24 protein-coding genes are annotated in these 23971 nt (G+C 69.7%); 3 read left to right on the forward strand and 21 right to left on the reverse strand.

Features of this window, described 5'->3' with window-relative positions; translation table 11 throughout:
• Positions 1-60: 60 nt before the first annotated feature.
• A complete protein-coding gene (locus tag GTY96_RS33685) occupies positions 61-471 on the forward strand; it encodes a response regulator (protein WP_143905584.1) in 411 nt (136 codons plus the stop codon).
• Positions 472-484: 13 nt separating this feature from the next.
• Here the strand turns inward: GTY96_RS33685 and GTY96_RS33690 are convergent, their stop codons facing one another.
• Positions 485-1099, reverse strand: coding sequence for a hypothetical protein (locus GTY96_RS33690; protein WP_235686060.1), 615 nt, complete (start codon positions 1097-1099; stop codon positions 485-487).
• The gene (locus GTY96_RS38450; RefSeq protein WP_143905231.1) at positions 1096-2193 is read right to left on the reverse strand and encodes a hypothetical protein; all 1098 of its coding nucleotides are present in this window, start codon (positions 2191-2193) and stop codon (positions 1096-1098) included. The genes GTY96_RS33690 and GTY96_RS38450 overlap by 4 nt, the downstream gene beginning before the upstream one ends.
• 1143 nt (positions 2194-3336) lie before the next feature.
• Here GTY96_RS38450 and GTY96_RS33700 point away from each other — a divergent pair.
• Complete coding sequence (locus GTY96_RS33700) at positions 3337-3945, forward strand: hypothetical protein (RefSeq protein ID WP_143905230.1); 609 nt, start codon at positions 3337-3339, stop codon at positions 3943-3945.
• On the opposite strand, the gene GTY96_RS33705 is transcribed toward GTY96_RS33700, so the two are convergent.
• The 5 genes from GTY96_RS33705 to GTY96_RS33725 form a co-directional block, all read right to left on the reverse strand.
• Entirely contained in the window at positions 3946-4920 is a 975-nt protein-coding gene (locus GTY96_RS33705) for a hydrolase (RefSeq protein WP_143905229.1), read from the reverse strand.
• Complete coding sequence (locus GTY96_RS33710; protein ID WP_143905228.1) at positions 4917-5219, reverse strand: YkgJ family cysteine cluster protein; 303 nt, start codon at positions 5217-5219, stop codon at positions 4917-4919. The genes GTY96_RS33705 and GTY96_RS33710 overlap by 4 nt, the downstream gene beginning before the upstream one ends.
• Positions 5220-5229: 10 nt before the next feature.
• A complete protein-coding gene (locus GTY96_RS33715; protein ID WP_143905227.1) occupies positions 5230-6369 on the reverse strand; it encodes a hypothetical protein in 1140 nt (379 codons plus the stop codon).
• A gap of 87 nt (positions 6370-6456) precedes the next feature.
• Positions 6457-7413, reverse strand: coding sequence for a GNAT family N-acetyltransferase (locus tag GTY96_RS33720; RefSeq protein WP_161666868.1), 957 nt, complete (start codon positions 7411-7413; stop codon positions 6457-6459).
• A 43-nt stretch (positions 7414-7456) separates the two neighbouring features.
• Complete coding sequence (locus GTY96_RS33725; protein ID WP_143905225.1) at positions 7457-8128, reverse strand: hypothetical protein; 672 nt, start codon at positions 8126-8128, stop codon at positions 7457-7459.
• Positions 8129-8297: 169 nt separating this feature from the next.
• Here GTY96_RS33725 and GTY96_RS33730 point away from each other — a divergent pair, with 169 nt between their 5' ends.
• Positions 8298-9350 (forward strand): DUF481 domain-containing protein, encoded by a 1053-nt coding sequence (locus tag GTY96_RS33730; protein WP_161666869.1) that lies wholly within the window; start codon positions 8298-8300, stop codon positions 9348-9350.
• Between the two features lie 101 nt (positions 9351-9451).
• Here the strand turns inward: GTY96_RS33730 and GTY96_RS33735 are convergent, their stop codons facing one another.
• From GTY96_RS33735 to GTY96_RS33800, 14 genes are all read right to left on the reverse strand, one after another.
• On the reverse strand, positions 9452-9889 hold the full coding sequence (locus tag GTY96_RS33735; protein ID WP_143905223.1) for a cytochrome C oxidase subunit IV family protein: 438 nt from the start codon (positions 9887-9889) through the stop codon (positions 9452-9454).
• A 10-nt stretch (positions 9890-9899) separates the two neighbouring features.
• The gene (locus tag GTY96_RS33740; RefSeq protein ID WP_143905222.1) at positions 9900-10562 is read right to left on the reverse strand and encodes a cytochrome c oxidase subunit 3 family protein; all 663 of its coding nucleotides are present in this window, start codon (positions 10560-10562) and stop codon (positions 9900-9902) included.
• Entirely contained in the window at positions 10555-12231 is a 1677-nt protein-coding gene (locus GTY96_RS33745) for a cytochrome c oxidase subunit I (RefSeq protein WP_143905221.1), read from the reverse strand. Before GTY96_RS33745 ends, GTY96_RS33740 begins: the two co-directional genes overlap by 8 nt.
• The gene (gene coxB / locus GTY96_RS33750; protein WP_143905220.1) at positions 12215-13261 is read right to left on the reverse strand and encodes a cytochrome c oxidase subunit II; all 1047 of its coding nucleotides are present in this window, start codon (positions 13259-13261) and stop codon (positions 12215-12217) included. The genes GTY96_RS33745 and coxB overlap by 17 nt, the downstream gene beginning before the upstream one ends.
• Entirely contained in the window at positions 13258-14133 is an 876-nt protein-coding gene (locus GTY96_RS33755) for an SCO family protein (RefSeq protein WP_161666870.1), read from the reverse strand. Before GTY96_RS33755 ends, coxB begins: the two co-directional genes overlap by 4 nt.
• 39 nt (positions 14134-14172) lie before the next feature.
• Positions 14173-14652: a hypothetical protein gene (locus GTY96_RS33760; RefSeq protein WP_143905218.1), complete on the reverse strand. Its 480-nt coding sequence runs from the start codon at positions 14650-14652 to the stop codon at positions 14173-14175.
• Positions 14649-15848, reverse strand: coding sequence for a hypothetical protein (locus GTY96_RS33765; RefSeq protein ID WP_143905217.1), 1200 nt, complete (start codon positions 15846-15848; stop codon positions 14649-14651). Before GTY96_RS33765 ends, GTY96_RS33760 begins: the two co-directional genes overlap by 4 nt.
• The gene (locus GTY96_RS33770) at positions 15845-16405 is read right to left on the reverse strand and encodes a c-type cytochrome (RefSeq protein WP_143905216.1); all 561 of its coding nucleotides are present in this window, start codon (positions 16403-16405) and stop codon (positions 15845-15847) included. The genes GTY96_RS33765 and GTY96_RS33770 overlap by 4 nt, the downstream gene beginning before the upstream one ends.
• Entirely contained in the window at positions 16402-16947 is a 546-nt protein-coding gene (locus GTY96_RS33775; protein WP_143905215.1) for a DUF3341 domain-containing protein, read from the reverse strand. The genes GTY96_RS33770 and GTY96_RS33775 overlap by 4 nt, the downstream gene beginning before the upstream one ends.
• 4 nt (positions 16948-16951) lie before the next feature.
• On the reverse strand, positions 16952-18391 hold the full coding sequence (nrfD, locus tag GTY96_RS33780; RefSeq protein ID WP_143905214.1) for an NrfD/PsrC family molybdoenzyme membrane anchor subunit: 1440 nt from the start codon (positions 18389-18391) through the stop codon (positions 16952-16954).
• 5 nt (positions 18392-18396) lie between these two features.
• A complete protein-coding gene (locus GTY96_RS33785) occupies positions 18397-21654 on the reverse strand; it encodes a TAT-variant-translocated molybdopterin oxidoreductase (RefSeq protein ID WP_161666901.1) in 3258 nt (1085 codons plus the stop codon).
• Positions 21651-22313, reverse strand: coding sequence for a cytochrome c3 family protein (locus GTY96_RS33790; RefSeq protein ID WP_143905213.1), 663 nt, complete (start codon positions 22311-22313; stop codon positions 21651-21653). The genes GTY96_RS33785 and GTY96_RS33790 overlap by 4 nt, the downstream gene beginning before the upstream one ends.
• Before the next feature lie 447 nt (positions 22314-22760).
• On the reverse strand, positions 22761-23117 hold the full coding sequence (locus tag GTY96_RS33795; RefSeq protein WP_143905212.1) for an HNH endonuclease: 357 nt from the start codon (positions 23115-23117) through the stop codon (positions 22761-22763).
• A 553-nt stretch (positions 23118-23670) separates the two neighbouring features.
• Entirely contained in the window at positions 23671-23946 is a 276-nt protein-coding gene (locus tag GTY96_RS33800; protein WP_143905211.1) for a hypothetical protein, read from the reverse strand.
• Positions 23947-23971 lie beyond the last annotated feature (25 nt).

The raw sequence follows: 23971 nt of genomic DNA on the forward strand, positions 1-23971 counted from the left end.
AGCAGCCCGCCGTGCGCTCCCCTTCGCGTGGAGGCCCGCGCCCTTCCGGCCGTGGGCGCGCTGATGCGGGTCCTCGTCGTCAGCCCGCATGCGGCGTCCCGCGCGCTGCTGAGCCGCTTCCTGGACGCGGAGCCCGACGTGGAGGTGTCCGCCACCGGCGAGCCCGACGACGCCTTCGCGTCCATCGCGGAGAACAAGCCCGCGCTGGTGGTGGTGGACCTGCGCCGCCCGGACGAGGACCACCCGTTGTTCCTGGGGCTGCTGCGCAAGCGGCACCCGTCGCTGCCGGTCATCTCGCTGGTGCCCGGCCGGCTGCGCATCTTCGACGGTCGCTCGGAGCGCGTGCGCGAGGCCCACGGCGACACCGCGGAGTCGCTGCACCACCTGATGGCGTCGGTGATCCAGGCGGTGCGCGACCTGCTGGCCCAGCACCTGCTACGGATGTTGCGCCCGCCGGTGGGGCGGGCCTGAGTCCGGTGGGTCCTTACAGGCGCAGGCGGTAGCCCAGGGCCGCGAGCACCCCGCCCACGTTCACGTCGCCGGTGGTGATGAAGCCCACCGGGGCGAAGTGGAACTTCGCCTCCAGGAAGACGCCGCCGGGGCCCACGGGCAGCTCCGCGCCCGCGAGCGCCTGGAACCCGAGCCCGCCGCCGCTCTCCGACGCGGTGCTGTCGAACGACTCCACCGTCGCGCGGTGCAGGTACAGGCCGGGGCCCGCGCCCACGTAGGGCGTGAGCGGCCCGAGCGCGCGGGGGAAGCGGAACACGGCGGACAGCTGGATGGCGACCTCGCGCTCGGCCAGCGTGTACGGGGCCTCCACGGGCTGGCCCAGGTTGTTGAGTGAGGGCCCGCGCAGCGTCCCCGACGTGGAGGGCCGGTGGTAGTTCACCTCCAGCACCAGCGCGAGGCGCCGCTGGAGCAGGGGCGTGAGGTAGCCCACCTCTCCGGCCAGGTAGAGGTCGCCGCCGAGCGACGTGAGCGGCTTGATGAAGCCCACCTTGGGCGCGAGGAAGAGGGGGCCCTCCCGGTCCTTCTTGCTGGAAGGGGAAGGGGCGGCGGCCAGCGCCGCGACCGTGAGCAGGGCGAGGGCGTTCATCATGGAGAGGGGGAGCCGGAGACGGTGAAGCCGGACGCCGCGGGCACGTGGGCCACCGCGCCGCTGGGGTCCGTCACGACGAGGCCATAGGGACCGCCGGGGACGACGCCGCTGGGGCAGGTGGGGTCGGTGCTGGGCGGCGGCTCGAAGCCCGCGCAGGTGGGCACGGTGGCGCGGAGCTGGGTCGCGGAGTCGAACGTCACGTCGCGCAGCGGGATGTTCACGAGCTGGCCGGGGTCCGCCTTCACGGGCGCGACGAGGTACACGTCGTGGTGGCCGGGGGACAGGGGGGCGCCGTTACCGGCCACGGTGAGGGTGATGGGTGTGTCGCTGCTCGCGGGCCCGCTCCGGGGCGCCAGCGTGACGGTGCCCAGCTTCGGATAGGTGACGGTGAGGGCCTGGGGACGGGTGACGGAGCAGCCCTCGGGGTTGGTGAGGGTGAGGGCGTAGGTGCCTTCGGGCGTCGCGGGAGGCACCTCGGTCTCGATGCGCGTCTCGGAGATGACGGCGAGGGTGAAGAGCGGCTGGTCCTCCAGGCCCTCGCGCTGAAGGGTGATGAGCGGCAGCGCGTCCGCGCGGAAGCCGCTGCCTTCGATGATGAGCGGGCTGCCGTCGCTGTAGTGGAAGCCCTGGGGCGCGGTGAGGGTCGTGAGTTGGGGCGGGGGCACGACGTGCAGGCCCTCCGCGAGCTCGGCGGTGCCGCCCAGGGGGTTCGTGACGGCGACGGTATAGGCGCCGGGGGGCAGCGTGTTCGCGGGCGTGCTGTCGCGGGTAGGCAGGTCCATCCGCATGAGCTCGGTGCGCGCGAAGGACAGGTGGTCCGCGGGGAGCGTGTAGTCGCTGGGACCGCTCAGCGTCACTTGCGGCAGCTCCACGGTGGGCGTGTCGGTGAGCGCGTCGCGGGGCACGGGGGTGAAGCGACTGCCGATGAGCTCCAGGCGCCATCCCGCCGGGCCGCCACCCGCGTTGCACACGCGCGCGGGGGTGACGAGCCGCTGGAGCGGATTGATGAGACCTTCGAGCTTCGGGGTGGTGCCTTCGGTCGATTCGGAGCAGGCGACCAGGCTGAGCAGTGCGGCGGCGACCGGAAGGCGCAAGGGTTCCTCCATCATCCCGTCAACAAGGCTGTCACACGTTAGGCCGGGGCCCCGGAGGGTCAGGAGTTTTTTCCGGCTCGGTGCTTACAGCCCGGCCTGTTCAGAGGGACCGAGTGAGCCAAGTGATTGATGTTTCAGGTGAATGATGTCTGGAAAGGCGTCGGCACGGCGAATGCTAAGGCTCTCCGGCAGCAGGGACGGGCAGTGCGGTGGGGGACGGAGTCGGTGGGGGGGAGCCGTACTGCTTCGTGGTGAACAGGGCGGGACGGGGCAGCAAGGCAGGACGGGCGGGACGGGGCAGCAAGGTTGAACGGGGCAGGACGGGCGGGACGGGGCAGCAAGGCAGGACGGGCGGGACGGGGCAGCAAGGTTGAGTGGGGCAGGACGGGCGGGACGGGGCAGCGAGGCAGGACGGGCGGGACGGGGCAGCAAGGTTGAACGGAGCAGGACGGGCGGGACGGGGCAGCAAGGCAGGACGGGGTCGGGCGGGATGGGGCAGCAAGGTTGAGCGGGGCAGGACGGGCGGGATGGGGCAGCAAGGCAGGACGGGCGGGACGGGGCAGCAAGGTTGAACGGAGCAGGACGGGCGGGATGGGGCAGCGAGGCAGGACGGGGTCGGGCGGGATGGGGCAGAACGGTTGAACGGGGCAGGACGGGCGGGACGGGGCAGCAGGCAACACGGATCAGCAGGGCAGGGCGGACGCAGCGCAGACGGAGGGACGGAGCAGCGAGCAGCACGGATCAGCAGGGCAGCACGGTGTTGGACGGGCGGGACGGGGCAGCACGCGGCACGGGGTGGCAGCGCGGTCGAGCAAGGCAGCAAGCAGGACGCGGTACGGGGCTGGGCGGCGGGATGGGGCAGTGCGCAGGTTGGGGGAGTCCGGCAACGCGGTCAGGGTCGCCGGACGGACGCAGTGACGGGCAGGGATGCACGACGTGGCGGAGGGCGCTTCGTGAGCCAGCCATCGGCGGCGTCAAGGCGACGCGACATTCAGCACCGGACGTGGGGCAGGAGCGGGCGTGGAGTGGCGGGTCGGGGGGAGCAACACACAGCCGGAGCCCATGGAGCGCGTGCTCGGGAGCCGGCGTACCTCGCAAATCTCATCGCGCGTGGCCGCGATGTCTGGAACGGGGAGTCGCCTCATGGGAGCGGTGTCCATTGTCACCGCGGCGGTGATCGTCTTCGCCGCGCACACGGCCATTGCCCAGTCACAGGAGATCCGCGTCCGGACGAGCGACCCAGAGCGGCTCGCGCCATTCGGTCTGATGCTCGACGCGGGCATGCCCGAGGGCGCGGGGCTCTCCGGCGTCTTCCGGCCGTCTCCCTATCTGAGGCTGCACATCGGTGGCGCGCACAACGGTCTGCGCGGCGCCGCGCGAGCAGGCCTCACGCTGCTCCCGCTGCGAGGCCGGTTCTCGCCTTCGCTGTCGCTGGAGTTCGGACACGCCCAGGCCGCGAGCGCGGAGACGCTGAGCCGGCGGCTCGCGGACCGGACGCAGCTGCCCTCCTCCTCCATGGAGCGCGTCGGCTATTCGTACGCCAGTGCGCACCTGGGCCTGGAGTTCAACGCCACCCGGCGGATCAGCTTCTTCGTGCGCGGCGGCATGAGCCTGATGGAGATGGATGTCCCCAGCCTCCAGAAGCTCGATGAGCCCTTCCGCGACTCGCTGTCTCCCGTGGAGACGGAGTCGTGGATGATGCGGACCCTGCGGCCGTCCGCGAAGCTCGGCTTCACGCTCTTCTTCGGTTGATCAACCGGCGAGCACCTGCTCGAAGAACGCGAGCGCCTGGGCCTCGGCCCAGAAGTACGGCCGTCGCACGCTGCCCGCGACGAAGCCCACGTGTCCGCCCCGCTCCGTCAGCACCACGCTCAAGGACGGGTTGTCCCGGGCGGAGGGCGGAATCACCGGCGCCTCCAGCATCGGATCATCCGCGGAGCTCAGGAGCAGCGTGGGCCGGCGGATGTCCGCGAGCCGGGGCCCCGAGGACGCCTCCCGGTAGTAGTGCTCCGCATCCCGGAAGCCATGCAGCGGCGCGGTGACGACGTCGTCATAGCCGCGGATGGTGCGCGCCGCCTGCATGCGCGCTCCGTCGAACGCATCCGGGAACCGCTGGAGCTTCGCGCGGGCCTTGTGCTTGAGCGTGCGCAGGAACCGCTCACGGTAGAGCCAGTGGAAGCCCCCGCCGCCGTCCAGCTTCCGGCAGCAGGCGTCCAGGTCGTACGGCGCGCTGATGGACGCGGCGGCGGCCACGGGCGCCTGGGCTCCCGTCTCCTCCAGCAGCCGGCACAGCACGTTGGCGCCCAGCGAGAACCCCACCGCCAGCATCGGCCCGGTGAGCCGCCTGCTCACGTCCGCCATCACGAGCAGCGTGTCCGCCGTGTCCCCGGAGTGGTACGCCCGCGCGAGCCGGTTCGGCTCCCCGCTGCACGAGCGGAAGTTGATGGCGGTGGCGCCCCAGCCCCGCTTCGCCGCGCCCCTCAGCACCTCCGTGACGTAGCCCGCCTGGGACGAACCCTCCAGGCCGTGCAGCACCACCACGTGTGGCGCGCCCGCCGGGCCGTCGAAGGTGTCCAGGTCGACGAAGTCCCCATCCGGCAGCTCGCGCCGCTCCCGGCGCAGGGGCGGCACGTGGGTGGGCCGCGCGAGCGAGGCGAAGATGGTCTGCGCGTGCGCGCCGCCAAGGCCCGGCGCGGGGACGAACGGTTCGGTGGGTTGGAACCTCACTTGCGTGCTCCCAGGGTCCGCGCCATCCGCATGGAGGCGCAGCCGGACTTCCGCACGGCCTCCGCCTCCCCGGTGAGCTGGAACAGCGCCAGGTAGTTGTGCACGCGCTCCTCCAGCGTGGGGGCCTCGATGCGGCGGCACACCTCGTCCGCCGCGTAGTCCCGGCACACCTGCGGCCTCCGCTCGTAGACCGTGCAGAGGTTGTCCGCGCCCAGGTGCGGGCACCTCAGCCCCAGGGGCTTGTCCAGCGCGGCGATGTCTGGCGCCACGCAGCAGGCGCCACAGCAGGTGCACTCCATGTCGCTCCCGTCAGCGGCGGACAGCCTGCTCCACCTTGCCCAGGTTCGTCACGGTGAGCGTGACGCCCTGTCCCTTCTTCCACGCAAGGAACTCGTCCTCGCGCGTGGGCTTCAACGCGTGCTGCTTCGCCCCGTCATCCTCGTAGCGCACCAGCACGGTGTAGTCCTCTTCGCGCCGCACCCGCTCGTTCGTCCCCGCGGTGAGCTCCGGCCAGCGCGGGGGCTCCTCCGTGCCCTTGAGCTCTCGGGTGCCCACCGGCTTCCACGCATACGTGTCGTAGGCGCACTGCTGCGCGTAGACGGGCTCGTTGCGGTAGCGCGTCTCCGTGGAGCAGTCCTCGTAGGACTCGTTGCAGTACTTCGTCTCGTCGTGGCAGACCTCCTCGGCGAAGCCGTTGCCCTTGTCGCGGCGCCGGCACTTCTCCTCGGTGCCACAGGCCACCTTGCGCGTCTTCGTCCGGCACACGCGCTGCGTGCCATCCGCCACCCGGCGCGTCCCCCGCTGCCGGGACACGCAGTCGCGGATGTTCGTCACGCCCGCCACCTCACCCGCGCCGTTCACCGGCATGCGCGGGGCGGTGGAGCTCAGCTCGTCCCTCCAGCCCGTGTGCGTCTCTGGCGTGAAGCGCTCCTGCACCAGCGCGCGGCGCCAGCTCGTCGCCACCACCTCGCCCTTGAACTCATGCTTCAGGTTGCCCCAGATGCCCACCGCGCAGGTCCCCAGGCAGCACGAGCTCAAGACGCCCAACACGATGAGCGCCACCTTGCCCAGGCGCCGGGGCTTCGGCGCGGGCTTCGGAGGCGCCCGGGGGGACAGGTCCGCGCGCGCCGCCGTCTTCGCATCCGAGCCCCGTTCGGCGGAGCACTGCCGGCACCGGGTGCCGTCACCCCGGTTGGCCGCGCCGCAGTAGGCGCAGAACCAGTCCTCACCCGCGCCCGCCAGCTCCAGCGCCTGTGCATCGGTGACGCCCTCGCGGAGGGACTTCCCGGAGGCCGCGTCCACGTCCCCGAAGTCGAACTCCGACTCCTTGCCGCTGAGCTCCCGCGGATTGTTGCAGGAGGGGCAGTTCTTGTGTCGGGCCGGGATGCTCTTGGCGCCACAGGATGTGCAGTTCCAGGTGCCCTCGATGATGCGCCTTCGTTCCGCCATGGCGCGCATCCTAGGGGACCTGTCGCCGCCTGACACATCCGGGTGGGCGTCTTCGCCAGGTCCACCGGGCTGGGAGCGCGGATGGCCTCACACCCAGAGGGCGCGAGGGAAGGGGACCTCGGGGGCGGCGGGCAGGCCCGCGCGCAGGGAACGCAGCATGGGCAGCGAGCCATCCCGCTGCACGCGCACGGCACCGGGCACGCTCGCGAGCAGGGGCGCCGTCGCGGCCTCCTCCCACCACACCACGCGCTTGAGTCCCGCCTCGTGCGCCACGCGGCGCGCCTCCGTGAGCAGCGCCTCCGCGGCGGAGGCGTCGCGCGCATCCAGCATCAACACCACCAGCTCGCCGTAGCGCGCCATCATCGTCCAGAGCGCGGTGGAGTCCCCCACCACCGCGCCGCACGTGCGGGGCCGCGGCCGCGCCAGCAGCTCCGCGTAGATGCGCTCTCGCTCCAGGTGCCAGTCCACCTGCGCGGCGCTGGGCCACAGGAAGAAGGGCGCGTCGGGCTGGCGCATCCGCGCGAGCGCCGAGGCGACGTCCGTCTCTTGAATCCCGCCCTCCACCGGTCGGCTCGCCGGCGCCGCCGAGGCGTCCAGGTGCCAGTCCCACGCGGGCACCTCGAGGTATCCCGACCGGCGATACAGCGGTGCCCCGACATCGGAGAAGAGGACCACCGAATGCGGACGCGGCGCCACGCGCTCCAGCTCCGCGGCGACGGCGTCCATCAACCGCGTGGCATGCCCCCGGCCGCGCAGGTGGTCCTCCGTGAAGACGCTGGCGATGGCGTAGCTGTCCCCTGGCGTCAGCTGTCCGTTCGCGCTCCGGAGGAAGCTGTCGGTGTGGAAGGTCTCGCAGGACGCCAGCACCCGGCCGTCGTCCGCGAGCCACAGCCACGTGTTCATGCCCTCGCGGCTCCACGCGTGCGCGCGCAGCCGCGCCTCGCGCTCCTGATACTGCGGCACGCTGAGGGGCGAGCCCCACGCGGCATGGGTGACGGCGTCGCGCTGCGCCTTCTGCGCGTCGGTGGCGAGGACGAGGGACATGGTGCCGGGCAGGCTAGGCACGAGAGCCGCCCCGGCGCGAGCGCTACAACCGCGTGGTGTACGGGAAGCGGAAGTGGAACTGCAGGTACGCCTGCCCCACGTGGAAGATGCCGTCGCCCACGCGGTCCGGCAGCCCCAGCCCGCCCAGCTCCTGCGGCACGTAGAAGGTGGACTCCCACCCCACGCTGATGAGGAAGCTCTTCGCCAGCTGGAACTCCAGGTCCGCGCCCACGTTCGCGCCGGGCCGCAGGAAGTGCGTGTCTGGCAGCGTGTCGGAGAAGATGTACGCGTACGTCAACACCAGCCCCACGCCCAGCTTGAAGCGCACCGGGCTGGACGTCAGCGGCAGCCCCACGCCCAGCGGCTTGAAGGTCACCCCGTACATCCCCGTGTTCCGCCACTTGGGGGAGATGATGAAGGAGTCCGGGATGAAGATGGACGGGGAGATGCGGACCTCCTCCAACTGCTTGGCCTGCTTGCGGTAGCGGAGCGGGATGACGCGCTGGTTCTTGCGCAGCCACTCCTTGTCCAGCACCGCGTCCACCGACAGCTTCAGGCCCGTGTGCAGGAACTGGTCGTCCGCGATGGGGCCGGAGAACACGAACACCGCCGGGCCCACGCCCACGTCCACCGGCGCCGTGACCGTCTGGCCCGCGAGGACGACGGTGGGCCAGGACGACAGCGCGCACAGCAGGGGAAGCAGGGTGGGCCTCAAGGCGGGTCCTCGCGTACCGGGCCCGGACAAGGACCCGCATTTCGAGCGTAGAAGGTCAGGACGCTCCGTGTCCCGCATGCGCTAAGAAGTTCCGTGCCGGAAAGGGAGCCGGCCTTTCACGCTCCCTTGCAGGTCCGTTGTCGTGCCTGCTTCACCTCAAGGAACCCCGATGCTCCCCGTCGCACTGCTGCTCGCCTCGTCGCTGCAAGCCCAGACGCCGCCCGCACCGCCGCCGCCGCCCGCCGCCGCCGCCCGTGCTCCGGCCGCCGCCGTCCCTCCGCCCGCGCCCCCGATGCCGCCCGCCCCCCTCCCCGCGGATGCTCCCGCCGCGGAGCGCGCCGCCGCCGCCGCGGAGCGCGCCGCCCTCGCCGCGGAGCGCTCCGCCGAGGCCACCGCCCGGCTCGCGGAGGCCATCGAGCGCCTGGCCGAGGTGACGGCCCGTGGCCCCATCGCGCCGTCGCCCGAGGCCGCCGCCGCGCCCGCCGCCGCGAAGCCCAGCACCTGGGACGTCAGCGTGGGCATGAGCCTCATCTCCCTCACCGGCAACGCGTCCACGCTGACGGTGAGCGGGCTCGCGAGCGCGCTGCGCAAGACGGACAACTGGATCTACTCGGTGAAGGCCTACGGCGCGTACGGCCGCAGCCGCGCGCCGCAGCTGAAGGGCGAGGTCGAGTCCGCGTCGCAGGTGGTGGCCCTCAACGCCGGCGTCGAGCTGCGCGGCGACCGCCGCTTCACGGAGCAGCTCAGCGGCTACCTGCTGGCGGGCGTGGACACGGACCACGTCAAGAGCGTGGAGGCGCGGCCCTCCGGTGAAGCCGGCGCCAGCATCCTCTGGTTCGACACCAAGCGGGACGAGAAGCTGGGCGTGCGCGAGTCCGTGCTTCGCACCGACCTCGCCTTCCGCTACGCGCGCGAAATGCGCTTCCAGTACTACCCGGAGCGCATGGACCTGGAGGACGTGGACCTGGGCGGCCCGCGCTTCGGGGCCCTGTTCCGCTACGGCATCTCCAAGGACATCACCTTCCAGGAAGAGGCGGAGGTGCTCGTGAGCGTCATCACCGAGTCCCGCCTGCTCTTCAGCAGCCAGACGCAGGTGATGGCGAACCTCACCGACGCGCTGGCCCTGGGCGTGGGCTTCCTCGTGAAGTCGGACACCTCTCCGCCCCCGGGCAAGGTGTCCACCGACACGGCGCTCTCCTTCAACCTGACCGTCGCGCTGTAGCCGTCTCGCAGCAGCGAGGGTCCTGTCCAAAAGCGACGCGGCGCCAGGGAAGAATCCCGGGCGCCGCGTTCGTGCTTCAAGGGACCGCGTGAGACGCCGGACTACTCGTGCGTCTCATGCTTCTGCTTGACGTCCATGTGCCCGCCGGAGCGGCCCTCGGCCTTGTTCGCGCCGATGTCCACCGCCTGGAGGTCGCTGTACTGCGAGCCCGGGGGGTTGGCCAGACGGAAGCGGGTGCCGAAGTCCATCAGCGTGAAGCCGATGAGCAGCACCACGAAGGCGATGGACACCCCGAACACCAGGCGGTTCGCGCCGCGGTGCTCGGACAGGTGCATGAAGTACAGCGCCACCAGCGTGCCCTTCACGCTGGCGATGACGAGCGCCAGCAGCAGACCGAAGCTGGGCAGGTGCATGCGGCCGGTGAAGACCGTGACGAGCGTGAGCACCAGCAGGGCGATCCAGATGACCACGTAGCGCCCGGCGCCGTGGTGCTCCTGCATGTTGTGCTCTTCCTGATGCGATTCGTTGGCGATGGCCATGTCTTAACCCTCAGACCAGGTACAGCATCGGGAAGAGGAAGATCCACACCAGGTCGACCAGGTGCCAGTACATGGAGCCCAGCTCGATCTGCGTGTAGTTGTTCGCGTTGAAGTCCCCGACGCGGTACGCGCGCACCGTGCCGAACGCGAGCACCGTCATGCCGATGACGACGTGCAGCGCGTGCAGCGCGGTGGAGGCGAAGTACACCGTGAAGTACAGCGGCGCGCCCGGCAGCTGGATGCCTTCGTAGAAGTAGTACCGGCCCGGCAGCGTCCCGATGTGGAACTTGTGCTTGTACTCGAAGAACTTGATGACGAGGAACCCCAGCGCCATCAGGAGCGTGAGCACGAACATGTGCCCCACCATCTTGTTCTTCCCCTCCTTGGCGTAGTGCACCGCCATGGCGGCGGTGAACGAGGAGGTGATGAGCACCACCGTGTTGATGGTGCCCATCGTCAGGTCCAGGCTCCGGCTGGACGCCGCCCACGCTTCCGGGAACAGGAAGCGGTAGGAGGCGTAGCAGGCGAACAGACCCGCGAAGAGCAGGATTTCCGTGGCGAGGAACAGCCACATGCCCAACCGCGCCGCGTGCTTCTGGACATCCAGCGACGCGAAGTGGGCGGCCAGCTTGGGACCGGGCAGCGAGCCCGGCGTCACGTGCGCGCTAGACATCCGACACCTCGCCCTCGGCCTTCTTCGGATCCACGTAGAAGTGCGGCTCCTCGGGATACGTCGGCTGCGGGCCAATGAAGTTGTGCGTGGGCGGAGGGGACATGGTCAGCCACTCGTAGCCCTTGCTGTGCCACGGGTTGTCCACGCGCTCGCCGTAGATGAGCGCGTACGTCAGGTACACCGCGATGATGATGAACCCGAACGCGAGCAGCGACGCGCCCGCCGTGGACGCCACGTTCAGCGCCTGGAAGCGCTCCGGGTACTCGTAGTAGCGGCGCGGCATGCCCGCGTTGCCCACGAGGAACTGGGGGATGAACGTCGCGTTGAAGCCCAGGATGATGAGGGCCGCGGAAACCAGGCCCCACCCCTCGTGGTACATCTTCCCGAACATCTTCGGGAACCAGTAGTGGAGCGCGGCCAGGAAGGCCATGATCGTCGCGCCCACCATGATGAAGTGGAAGTGCGCCACGACGAAGTACGTGTCGTGCCACGGCACGTCCAGCGACACCGTGCCCACCGCGATGCCCGTCATGCCGCCGAACACGGTGAAGAACAGGAAGCCGCAGAAGTAGGCGAACGGGGTGCTGAACTCCACCGCGCCCTTGTAGACGGTGCCCACCCAGTTGAAGACCTTGATGGCGGTGAACACGCCCACCAGCATCGTCAGCACGCCGAACACGCCGGCGTTGAAGGTGGACTGGCCGGACACGAACATGTGGTGGCCCCAGGCGAAGAAGCCCACGAACGCGATGCCCAGGGAGGAGTACGCCACCGCGCGGTAGCCGAAGATGTTCTTGCGGCTGAACGCGGAGACGATCTCGCTCATCACGCCGAACGCCGGCAGCACCATGATGTACACGGCCGGGTGGCTGTAGAACCAGAACAGGTGCTGGAAGAGCACCGGGTCGCCGCCGCGGGCCACGTCGAACATGCCCAGGCTGAACAGGTTCTCCGCCGCCACCAGCAGCGTCAGCAGGCCAATCACCGGCGTCGCCAGCACCTGGATGCAGCTGGTCGCGTAGAGCGCCCAGACCATCAGCGGCATCTTGAACCAGGTGATGCCCGGCGCCCGCATGGTGTGCGTGGTGACGATGAAGTTCATGCCCGTGAGGATGGAGCTGAACCCGATGATGAACGCGCCGAAGAGCACCGGCGCGACCGTGGTCGTCGTGTGCGCGCTGTACGGCGTGTAGAACGTCCAGCCGGTGTCCAGGCCGCCGTTGAGCATGCCCCAGAGCGCGAAGCCCGCGCCCGCCAGGTACACGTAGAGCGACAGCAGGTTCAGCCGGGGGAACGCCACGTCCTTGGCGCCCAGCATCAGCGGCAGCAGGAAGTTGCCGAAGATGGAGGGGATGGCAGGGATCATGAACAAGAAGATCATGACGATGCCATGCAGCGTGAAGACGCGGTTGTACGTCATCGCGTCCATGATGGTCGGGCCGGGCGTGAGCAGCTCGATCCGGATGAGCAGCGCGAAGATGCCGCCCACCAGGAAGAACAGCAGCACCCAGATCATGTACATGATGCCGATGCGCTTGTGGTCCACCGTCAGCAGCCACGACTTCACCGTGGTGCCGTCCGTCAGGTAGCTCGGGTGGTGGCCGTGGTCGTCGGTCGCCTCATGGCCGGGGGCGGCCCCCGGCGCGGCGATGCTACTGGATGGGGTCATAGGCGGGTCCCTCGGAAGCGCTCTCGCGCACGTTCGGAGTGCGCAGCGTCTTGATGTACTCGACGATGGCGGCGGACTCAGGGCCCTGGAGCTTGCCCTGGTAGGTCGGCATCACGTTCTGGTAGCCGGCGACGATGTGCGCGCCCGGGTCCATCATCGACTGCGTGATGTAGGCCTCGTCCACGCGGATCTCCTGGCCGTCATCGAGCCGCTCCGTGCGCTCGTAGAGGCCCAGGAAGGTGGGGCCGATGTGCTTCGAGCCGTCCACCGAGTGGCACTTGAGGCAGCCCTGCGTGCCCACCAGCTTCTGGCCCTGCTCGGCCATGCGGGCGACGGGCGGCACCAGCGAGGTGTCCGCCAGCGCGTCCTGCCGGTCCTGCAGGCGGCCGCGCTGCTGCTCCTTCAGCCAGTTCTCGTAGTCCTCCGGCGCGAGCACGACGACCTCCGCCAGCATCTTCGAGTGCGACAGGCCGCAGTACTCGGTGCAGAGCACCTGGTACGTGCCGGGCTTCGTCGCCTCGAACCAGGCCTGCGTGTAGCGGCCCGGCAGCGCGTCCATCTTGATGCGGAAGGACGGGACGTAGAAGGAGTGGATGACGTCGCGGGACGTGATGAGCAGGCGCACCGGGCGGTTCGCCGGCACGTGCAGCACGTTCACGCCGTTGGGGCCCTCCGGGTAGGAGAACTTCCACATCCACTGCTTGCCCATGACGTAGACATCCATCGAGTCCTTGGGCGGAGTGGTGTACCAGGTGAAGTCCCGGAACCCGATGGCGAACCACGCCAGGAAGAACACCAGCGGGACGGAGACGAAGAGGAACTCCGTCTTCAGGTCCGGCACGACGTATTCCGTCGTCTGGTGGGCCTCCCGCCGACGGTAGCGGAAGAACATGAAGAGCGCCGCGAGACCGACGCCCGCGGACATCACCATCGTCGTGCCGACGACGAAGTAGTGCAGGAAGTCGACCCGTTCCGCGAACGTGGACGCGCGCTCCGGGAGGAACAGGAATTGGTTGGCCAGGTCGCTCATGTAGTCGCGCCTTTCTTCAGCTCGCGCCTCCAGAAATAGATCAGCATCGTGGCCAGGGCGCCGAAGACAGCCAGGGAGCCCAGGCGGATGAAACCAAAGATGTAGAAACCGTACCGCCGCGTGGCGGTGTCATACTTGAAACAGGACATGACGATGCGATCGACGCTCGTCCCGACCCGACCGCCCGCAGCTTCCAGCAGCGAAAGCTTCACGTCCTTGCGGTCGAACGACGTGCCGTAGAGGTAGCGGGAGATGCTCCCCTCCGGGGTGAGCACGGTGACCACCGCGGGGTGGGCGTACTGCTTCGTGCTCGGCTCATACGTGTACTTGAAGCCCACGGCATCGGCGAGCTTGTGGATGTTCTCGTCGGTGCCGGTGAGGAAATGCCAGGGGGCCGTCTCCGGCTTGCCCATGGACTGGAGGTACTTGCGCCGCCGTTCGGCGCTCTGCACCGGGGTGTCCTTCGGGTCGATGCTGACGGTGACGGCCTCGTAGTCCTTGCCCAGCTCCAGGCCCAGCTCGCGCATCACGCGGACCTGCTCGTTGATGACCAGGTTACAGAGCATGGGGCACTCGTAGTACACGAGCGTGAGCAGGGTGGGGCGCGTCTTCGACAGCAGCGTCCCCAGCCGCACCTCGTCCCCATTCGAGTCCAGGAAGCGCGTCTCCAGGGGGAGCGGCTCCCCCAGGTGCTCCAACACGTCCACGCCCGTCACCGGCGGGGGCAGGTCGGAGTCCGCCTCCAGGATGGCGCGGGGCGTCTTGCCTCCACCCGGCAGGGCGAACGCGGGCGTGGCGCTGGTGAGCACCAGCGCGAGCGCCGCCAGGAGCCCGGCGGCGCGGGCGGAGGGGGAGTGGAAGTGGGACGGCATGGGGGCAGGACGGCTCGGGGTAGGAGGTGCGGGAGGAGCCTACTTCTTCGGGGCAGGAGCCGGGGGCGCCACGTGAGGCGCGGGCTCCGGGGCCGGCGTGGGCGCCGGGGCCGGCTCGCGGGCCTTCTGGGCCTCGGTCGTGATGACCTGGTCCATGGCCTGCTCCAGCGGCTTGTGGGCCGCGACGCCCGGCTGGTCACCCCAGCCGTTCTTCAGCGCCTGCTGCTGGCCGCCCAGCTTCTCGGTCGCGCGCCAGTCCTGTTCGAACAGGCGCTGGTTCACGATGCCAATCTCGTACTGGCCCACCGCGGCCGGACGGGGCGGAGGGCCGTCCGGCTGGGCCTCCTGCATCGTCACGACCTGGACGCGCCAGGCCCACACCGCGCCCGCGAAGAAGAGGACCATGGCACCGACGCCGATGCCGACGACCTTCCCCATGACGATGTGGTCTTCCTCGGCCGCCACGCCATGCGCGCCGACGATGACCCGCGATTCGACTTCGGACTGGGTCTTCTTCATGGCTGCACGTACCTCAGGGACTCCGCGATGTAGGGGTCCTTCACCGGCAGCGTGTACTTTCCGCGCGCCTTCATGAGGGCGTAGCCCACCGCGATGCCGCCCACGCCCACGAAGGCCGTGATGAGCGTCCAGTGGAACGTCGGACCGGCCTCGCCGGAGAACGCCGGCCAGATGAGCCAATACAGGTCCACGGCGTGCATGAGAAGCAGGTAGACGGCCGCCACCCCCAGGAGGCGGGGCTTCTCCTTCAGCTTGCGTGACAGCAGCGTGAAGAACGGCAGCACGAAGTTCAGCAGGAAGATGGCGATGGACATGGGGCGCCACGCTCCGAACATGCGCAGGCCGTACCAGGGCGCCTCTTCCGGGATGTTGGCGATCCACACCAGCAGGAACTGGGAGAAGGCGATGTAGGCCCAGAACGCCGTGAAGGCGAACATCAGCTTGCCCAGGTTGTGGTAGTGCGGCGTCTTCACCAGGCTGCCGTACAGGTCCTTGCCCTGCGCGTTGACCGTGACGAGCGTCAGCATGCAGAAGGCGGCCAGGAAGCTGCCGGCGAAGTAGTAGACGCCGAAGATGGTGGACTGCCACAGCGGCGTGAGGCTCATCAGCCAGTCGAAGGCCGCGAACGTGATGGTCAGCGCCAGGAAGGGCAGGGCGCCCGGGGAGAAGCGGCGCTGCTTCACGGTGAGCTCCAGCCCGCCCGCCTCGTCCTGCTTCGTGCTCCAGCCGTACAGCCGCTGGCTCACGAAGGTCCACACGCCAAAGTAGATGAGCTGACGGACGACGAAGAAGCTGGGGAACAGGTAGCCGTGCTGCTTGTGGGCCAGGTGCTCCACCTCGATGCCGTGGATGTCCGCGGCCAGGGGCGAGCCCGGGAACCACGGGTAGAGGTACTTCATCAAGGGGATGAAGGCGAGGATGAGCACCGCGAAGACGGGCACCGAGACGGCCATGGTCTCCATGGCGCGCCGCAGGACGATGAGCCACTTGGCCTTCGCCGTGTGGAAGATGGCCAGCATGATGAGGGCGGCCACGCTGATGCCCACCCAGTAGGTGAAGCCCAGCAGATAGCTGAAGCTGGTGGCCTGGGGGTTCATGAAGAACCCCACGGCGGTGAGCACGAGGCCCACCACGCCCAGGCCGAACGCGGGCACCATCAGCTTGGGCGTGCCGGTGTAGCGCTCCATGGCAGTCATCGGTTCTCCTGCGGGACGGGCTGCGCCCCGGCGGTGCTGCGGGCGGCCTGCAGCGCGCGCACGTAGGCGACGACGGCCCAGCGCTCACGCGTGTCGAGCTCACCCGAGAAGGACGGCATGATGCCGTAGCCTTCGTTGATGGCGGTGTAGAAGTGGCCGGCCGGCTTGTCCGCGAGCTCCAGCAGGGACGGCGGCAGGCGCAGCGCCATGTTCTCCGCGACGACGCTGTTGCCGTCTCCGAGCACGCCGTGGCACTGCGAGCAGACGATGTTGTACTTCTTCTGGCCCAGGGCGAGCAGCGGCTTGTCCACCGTCAGGGGGATGGCCGTGACGGCGACGCCGTTGCTGCGGCCCGTGCTGATGCCGGGGTTGCCCACCGGGCGCTCGCGCGGGACGGTCCCGGCCGGGGGCACGCGCATGGCGCGGCCGTCCGCCCAGAACTCGGACGTCTCGTAGTACTCGTACTTGGGCTGCGTCTCCATGCGCTGGAGAAACTCCGAGCTGACGTTGCAGCCCGTGAGCGCGGCGAGCCCCGCGGCGGGGATGAGCCACCTCATTCGTTCTCTCCCGAGACGACGGTCACCTGGGTGGCGCCCAGGGCCTTCAACTGGTTCGTGGTGTCCGTCGCGTCCTGCCCCGTGGGGTGGGGCACGCTCAGCCAGTAGCCGTGCGTGGACGCGCTGCGGAAGGCCTCCGCCTCGAAGGCGGGGTGGTAGGGCTGGGGCAGCCGGCTGAGGCCCAGCAGGCCGAAGAAGATGCCGAACGCGGCGAACAGCACGCTCAGCTCGAACGTGATGGGCACCCACGCCGGGAGGCTCAGGAGCGGACGACCGCCGATGTTGAGCGGGTAGTCGATGGTGTTCATCCACGTCTGCATCGTGAGGGCGGTCACCATGCCGGTGAGACCGCCGCCCAGGGCGATGAAGGGCACGCGCGAGGGCGGCAGACCCAGCGCCTCCGACCCGCCGTGCAGCGGGTAGGGGGAGTAGGTGTCCATGCCCAGGAAGCCCTTCTCTCGCATCTGCCGGGTGGCATCCACGAGGGCTTCCGGCGTGGCGAACTCGGCCAGCACCCAGGAATCGAGGACCTTGGCTTCCATGATGCTAGTGCGCTCCGTGGGTGGCCGCGGCGTCCGAGCCGTGGTGTCCGTTGCCATGGGCGGCGTGGGCGGCGTGCTTGAGCTCCAACTGGAGCTCCTTCACCTCGCTCACCGCGACGGCGGGAACGAACTTGAGGAACAGGAGGAACAGGGTGCCGAACAGGCCCAGCGTGCCGATGTAGATGGACCAGTCCACCCAGGTCGGGCGGTAGAGGTCCCACGACGAGGGCAGGAAGTCCTGGGAGAGCGACGTGACGATGATGATGAAGCGCTCGCACCACATGCCGATGTTCACGGCGATGGAGGCCACCCACATGATGGGGATGCTGGTGCGGCACTTCTTGAACCAGAAGATGTTCGGCGTCACCACGTTGCAGGTGATCATCAGCCAGTACACGCCAGCGTAGGGGCCCGTGGCGCGGTTCACATAGAACGTCCAGAGCTCGTACTGGTTCTGGGAGTACCAGGCGATGAAGTGCTCCATCATGTACCCGTAGGACACGATGAGGCCCGTCGCGAGGATGACCTTGTTCATGTTCTCCAGGTGGCGGTCGGTGATGACGTCCCGGAGGCCCAGGTACTTGCGGGCGGGCACGATGAGCGTGATGACCATCGCGAAGCCGCTGAACACGGCGCCGGCCACGAAGTAGGGCGGGAAGATGGTCGCGTGCCAGCCGGGCAGCTGCGACACGGCGAAGTCGAACGACACGATGGTGTGCACGGACACCACGAGCGGCGTCGAAAGGCCGGCGAGCAGCAGGTAGGCGATCTTATAGTTGTGCCAGTGGCGGCCGGAGCCGCGCCAGCCCAGGGCGAACAGGCCGTAGATGGTGCGCTGGAGCTTCGTCTTGGACGAATCCCGCAGGGCGGCCAGGTCCGGGATGAGGCCCACGAACCAGAAGAGCGCGGACACCGTGAGGTACGTCGAGATGGCGAACACGTCCCACACCAGCGGCGAGCGGAACTGCGGCCACGCGCCCAGGGTGCTGGGGTAGGGGAACAGCCAGAAGGCGAACCAGGGACGGCCCGTGTGGAGCAGCGGGAAGAGGCCCGCGCACATGACCGCGAACAGCGTCATGGCTTCCGCGAAGCGGTTGATGCTCGTGCGCCACTTCTGCTGGAAGAGCAGGAGGATGGCGGAGATGAGCGTGCCGGCGTGGCCGATACCGACCCACCAGACGAAGTTGATGATGTCGAACGCCCAGCCGACCGGCTGGTTGTTGCCCCACACGCCGATGCCGCGCGCCAGGGTGTAGGTCACGCCGACGACGAGCAGGCCCAGCGCCGCGGACGTGATGCCCAGCAGCATGAACCAGCCCTTGCCGGGCTTGCGCCAGACATGGTCCAGCAGCGTTTCATTGAGGGACTTGTCGTCGTGGTGCGGCGCGACGAGGTCCCGGGGCTCGAGCGGGTCGAGCGGGAGTGCGTGAGCGGTCTCGGCCATGACGGTCAGTGACCTCCTTCGTGCGCCGACGCCGCCTCAGCGGGGGCCGCGGCCACGAGGGCGGGGTTGGGGTTTCGCAGGCGGATGAGGTGGGCGGTGCGGGGACGGGTGCCCAGCTCGTGCAGCAGCCGGTAGGCACGCTCGTCCTCGTGGAGCTGGGTGACGCGCTGGGCGGGATCCGCGAGCGAGCCGAAGGCGATGGCCTGCGTGGGGCAGGTCTGCTGGCACGCCGTCTGGAGCTCCTTCTCCTGGATGAGGCGCTTCTCGATGCGGGCGTTGATGCGCACGCGCTCGATGCGCTGGACGCAGTACGTGCACTTCTCCATGACGCCGCGAGCACGGACGGTGACGTCCGGGTTCATCAGCATCTTCTCCGTCGGCGTCTTGCCCTGCGTGTAGTGCAGGTAGTTGAAGCGACGGACCTTGTACGGGCAGTTGTTGGAGCAGTACCGCGTGCCGACGCAGCGGTTGTACACCATGTCGTTGAGGCCCTCGTCCGAGTGCACGGTGGCGTTCACCGGGCAGACGTACTCGCAGGGGGCCTTCTCGCAGTGCACGCACGCGACGGGCTGCATGACCATGGCGGGGTCGTTCTCGTTGCCCTCGAAGTAGCGGTCGATGCGCAGCCAGGCCATCTCACGGCCGCGGCCCACCTGCTCCTTGCCGACGACGGGGATGTTGTTCTCCGCCTGGCAGGCCACGACGCACGCGTTGCAGCCCGTGCAGCGCGACAGGTCGATGGACATGCCCCACTTGTAGCCCTGCTCCGGGGTCTGCGCGTAGTCGTAGCCGGGCTTGAGGACCTCCTTGCCGTCCACGGTCTGCTGGCGGACCATCAGGTCCCGCTTGCCGGGCGTCAGCTCTTCCTTGACGCGCTCCAGGACGTGCTGGGTCTTCTTGGAGGGGTGCGCCAGCTCGCTGACGGACATGTCGAGCGCCAGCGGGCGGCCCTCCATGCGCCAGTGGTACTGGGTGCGGGCGAAGGTGTGGCTGCCGCGGACCTTGCTGAGCTTCGCGCCGCTGTCGAACCAGGGGGCGCTCACGGTGCGCAGCAGGTTGGCGTTGAAGCCCACGCCCTTGGCCACCACCTCGTGCAGGCCGGTGCGGCCGTAGCCCAGGGCCACGGTGACGGTGTCGTCCGCGTTGCCGGGGAGGATGGTGACGGGGACCTGGAGCTTGCGGCCGCCGTACTCCAGCTCCGCGAGGTGGCCGTTCTCCAGGCCCAGCCGCGCGGCGGTGGCGGGGCTGAGGATGGCGGCGTTGTCCCAGACGATCTTCGTGATGGGGTCCGGCAGCTCCTGCAGCCACGCGTTGTTCGCGAAGCGGCCGTCCAGCAGCTTGTAGTCGGAGACGAAGTTGATCTCCAGGTCACCGCCCGCCGGCGCCTGGTACGCGGACACCAGCTTGGACGCGGCGCCCGCGTCCGGAGCGGCCGTCAGCGCGGTGGCGATGCTGCCGGGGACGATGCCCTCGGAGACCCAGGTCTCCCAGCGGGACTCGAAGTCGCCGTGGCCGGCCTCGGCGCCCTGCGCGGACCAGTACTCACGGAGCAGCTGGTAGGCGGGGCGGAACGGCTGGTCGAGGAACAGCGCGTACAGCTCCGCTTCCGGCACGCCGTTGAAGAGCGGCTGGATGAGGGGCTGCGAAATGGTGACGGTGCCGTCCACCGCGCGGCCGTCGCTCCAGGTCTCCAGCTGGTGCGCCAGGGGCACGAACCAGTCGGCGAACTTGGAGGTCTCGTCCTCGTAGCTGCCCGCGTACAGGACGTTCAGCGCCTTGCGGTTGGCGTTCTGCTTGGGGTCCAGCACCTCCGCCAGGCCCGCGTCCACCGGCAGGGTGTAGACCGGGTTGGAGGCGGTGATGACCAGCGTGTCCACGCGGCCGGCCTTGATGTCCTCCACCAGGGAGTGGATCTCCGCGAGGCCCGCGGCCTCCGGGGCGACGGCCGGGACGACCTTCACGGTCGTGCCCAGGTTGCTCAGCGCGGCGTTGATGGCCTGCGCGAGCGCGTGCACGGCGGCGGGCTGACGCTCACCGGCGAGCACCACGCCACGGCCGGCCTTGGACTTGAGGTCCGCGGCCACGGCCTGCACCCACGAGCCGACTTCCGGACGGAGCGCGCCGGCCTTGCCGGCCGCGGTGGCGCCGAGGCTGGCGGCGGAGCCGCCCACGGCCTGCGCCAGCGCCGCGGCGACGCCGAAGACCTCGGCGGACTTCACGCGCAGGCGGTGGTCGGCCATGCCGCCGGTGATCGACATCCGGGGCTCGGCGACGTAGAGGCGGTTGAGCTCGCCGTTCTTCGGGTCGCGGCGGTCGGCGAACTGGCGCGACAGGGCCAGGTTCTCCGGGCGGCTCTCCAGGAAGTCGGCGTCCAGGGAGACGATGATGTCCGCGCGGGTCAGGTCGTAGACCGGCTGCACCGGCTGACCGAAGAGGGCGCGGTGCGCCTCCGCGGAGGCGTCATAGGACACGGACGCGAACGCGTGGAAGCGCGCCGAGGGCAGCTTGCGCTGGATGCGGGCCTTGATGTCGCGCAGCAGCGGGGAGCTGGTGGGCTCGGAGAGGAAGCGCACGCGGGCGCCGCCGTCGGCCGTGGCCTTCTGGCTCACCAGCTGGGTGATGTCCTCGGTCAGCGTGCGCAGGGCGCGCGGGTTGGTGCCCTGGCGCAGCACGCGGGCGCGCTGGGGGTCGTAGAGGGAGAGCAGGAACGCCTGCTCGAAGATGCCCGCCGCGCCCTGGTTGATGGGGTGCTGGGGGTTGCCCTCGACCTTGACCGGGCGGCCCTCACGCGCGGTGATGAGCAGGCCGGAGGTGTGGCCGGCGAGCGTCATGCCGGACGCGTAGTGCAGCGGGTTGCCGGGGGTCACTTCCGGCGGCGTCTTCGTGTACGGCACCATCCGCTCATCCTGCGGGCGGGTGCTGCACGCGGTGACGCCGGCCAGGGCGAGCGACGCGCCCATCAGCTGCATGAACTCGCGGCGGGCGAAGCCGGTGGGGGGCAGGTCCGCGCCGACGGGGAACTCCGGGCGGGTCTCCTCCAGGAACTCCGGCGTGGCGAGCTTCTCCTCCAGGCCAAGCCAGTAGGTCTTGCCGTACGCGCCCTCCGCCGGGACCGCGCGGGTGGTGGCGTGCTCGAGCGCCTCGGCCACGACATCGTCGTGGTCGTGCGCGTGGGGGGCGGCCTCGTTGCGGCCCGAGACGACCGGGAGCGCGAACGACGAGGGGGTATCCTGCGCGGGCGCGCTGTCAGGCTTGGTGTTCATCGGTGGCATGTGGAGCAGCTCGTGCGCGAGTGAACGTCGTATTCCTTGGAGAGCTTCTCAGCCAGCTCGGCGGCCTCGGCCTTATCGGCGGGCGGGGCCCAGGTCATGCTGGTGATGAACTCCGCGGGGCGGAGGTTGGGGGCCGGGTTGCGGTGGCAGTCCAGGCACCAGCTCATCGTCAGTGGGGCGGCCTGCTCGATGGCGCCCATCTGGTCCACTCGGCCGTGGCAGGTGGCGCAGCCGACGCCCTTGCCCACGTGGATGGAGTGGTTGAAGTAGACGAAGTCCGGCAGGTTGTGGACGCGGACCCAGGGGATGGGCTGGTCGGCGAAGAACGCCTTGCGGACCTCGGTGAGGTACGGGCTCTTGTTCCACACCTGCGCGTGGCAGGACATGCACACGGTGGTGGAGGGGATGCCCGCCGACGGGGACTTCTCCACCGTCCAGTGACAGTAGCGACAGTCGATCTGCTCGTCACCGGCGTGGTGCCGGTGGTCGAACTCGATGGGCTGTTCCACCGGGTGCGCCTGATTGGTCACGTGCGGGGAGCGCACATAAGCCAGGAGGCCGCCGATGGCGATGGCGGGCACCGCGAGGAGCATCGCGGCCGACAGGCGCGACACCGTATTCGTCCAACGTGGGAAGAGAGGGCCGCTCATACCAGGACCAGGGGCAAGGGGACTGAAGGCGACATGAAAGCAGGGGTGGACGCGGGAGAACCGTCCGGCGCGAAAGTCGAGGGGGCCATCCCGGCCCCGGTGGACCGGGCGGGCGGTGGCTCCTGGCGCTCAGACGGCAAGGCAGTCACGTCCAACGAACCTCTAGGATGGTGCCGTGGGCGCGGGTCCCTCATGCATTTCCCGACCCAATGCGGCGCGGGACCATCAACCATCAACACGGCAGTGTCAACCATTCTGTGGGGAGTGGGAATAAGGATCGCTTAGCACTTCCCGGGGCGGTTGCGACAAGTTGCCCGCGCGCGGTGATGAATCCCGCTTCTGGAGATCGGAAGGGAGCATTGCGCGAAGGCGCCCGCGCCCCGGCCTCAATCCCTCTCAGGGTGCGCGCTACAGGGCGAGACGGTTCGCGCCAGCCCTGAAGCGCGGCTACTCGGAGTCCGGGTCGCGCCAGCGCTCGCGGCGCTTCTGGAGCAGCCGGTCCACCAGGTCGCGCACGCGGGCGTCGCGGTGGAAGTTCGCGTCGTGGCGGCTGCCCTTGCCCTGGTTGCAGCGGGCACACGCGAGGCCCAGGTTCTCCAGGGCGTCCGTGCCGCCCGCGGTCCGGGGCACGATGTGCTCGATGGTGGCGCGGCTGATGGGCTCGCCGTCCAGGGCGACGGTGAGGTGCGCGTTGCAGTGCAGGCACTTGCCCATCCACACCTCGGTGCCCCGGTGCGGGACGCGCTCGAAGGTGGCGTCCGTGGCGATGATCCCCAGGACCCGGCGGCGCTTGGCGTGGCTCATGGCGCTAGCCCCCTACGTATCAGCACTGCTTCTAGTGAAACATTAGCTCCACTCGATGCAGTCGCTTCTCTAATGGTGCCCACCGCGCGCCACCGACGCGAGTGGACGAGGTTCCCCGCGAGCAGGCGCCTCCCGGGTGCCCGTGGCGGCGGGGGCGCTGGAGAGCGGCGACAGGCCGTCGTGCGGCATGGCCGGGAGGACGGGGGAGGCCGTGCCGCGGGATGGACTCCGTCCTGACCCGGTGCGGGTCGGCCGTGGCGTGCCCCCTGCCCAGGGCAGTGCGGGGCGCGCCGCTCCGGCCGCGGCCGCTCCACATCCGCGCTCGGCAGGCGGGGTAGGTATCGGCGTGGGACCCGCGCTCCTTGGGAGTGTCCCTGGAGCAGCGCCTCCCGCCTCGCGCTCTTCTCCGGTGCCGACCGCGTGAGCCGCGTCGCGATGCCCGCCTCGCGGCTCGCTTCCTACCCGTGCAGGAGCTCCTCGGCCACGAGGCGTGGATCATCCCGGTGATAGGCGTGGAGGCCGAGCGCCGCATCGGTGCTGGACGTGTGGCGGCTCACCACCTTGAAAGGCGCGCACGCGGGGGGCGCGTGCCCTGGTCGTCGCCGGTGAGGACCCACACTTCACTCCGATGCTCGTCGCGGAGCCCTTCGCCGCCCCGCACGTGGCGCTTGGGGTGGGCGCTCATGGTCAGCGTCTCGCCGTACTCCATCAAGTCGATGACCGCGTTCGCGCTCAGCCGGCGCTGCGACAGGCTCAACCCCGCGCGGGCTCCCAGGTCGCGCTGAGTGCCGCTCCGGGCGGGGGCATCACGCGCGTGCGTCCGGGCCATGCTTGAGACGCAAACGACGGGGGCC

The organism is Corallococcus silvisoli (assembly GCF_009909145.1).
GTDB lineage: Bacteria > Myxococcota > Myxococcia > Myxococcales > Myxococcaceae > Corallococcus > Corallococcus silvisoli.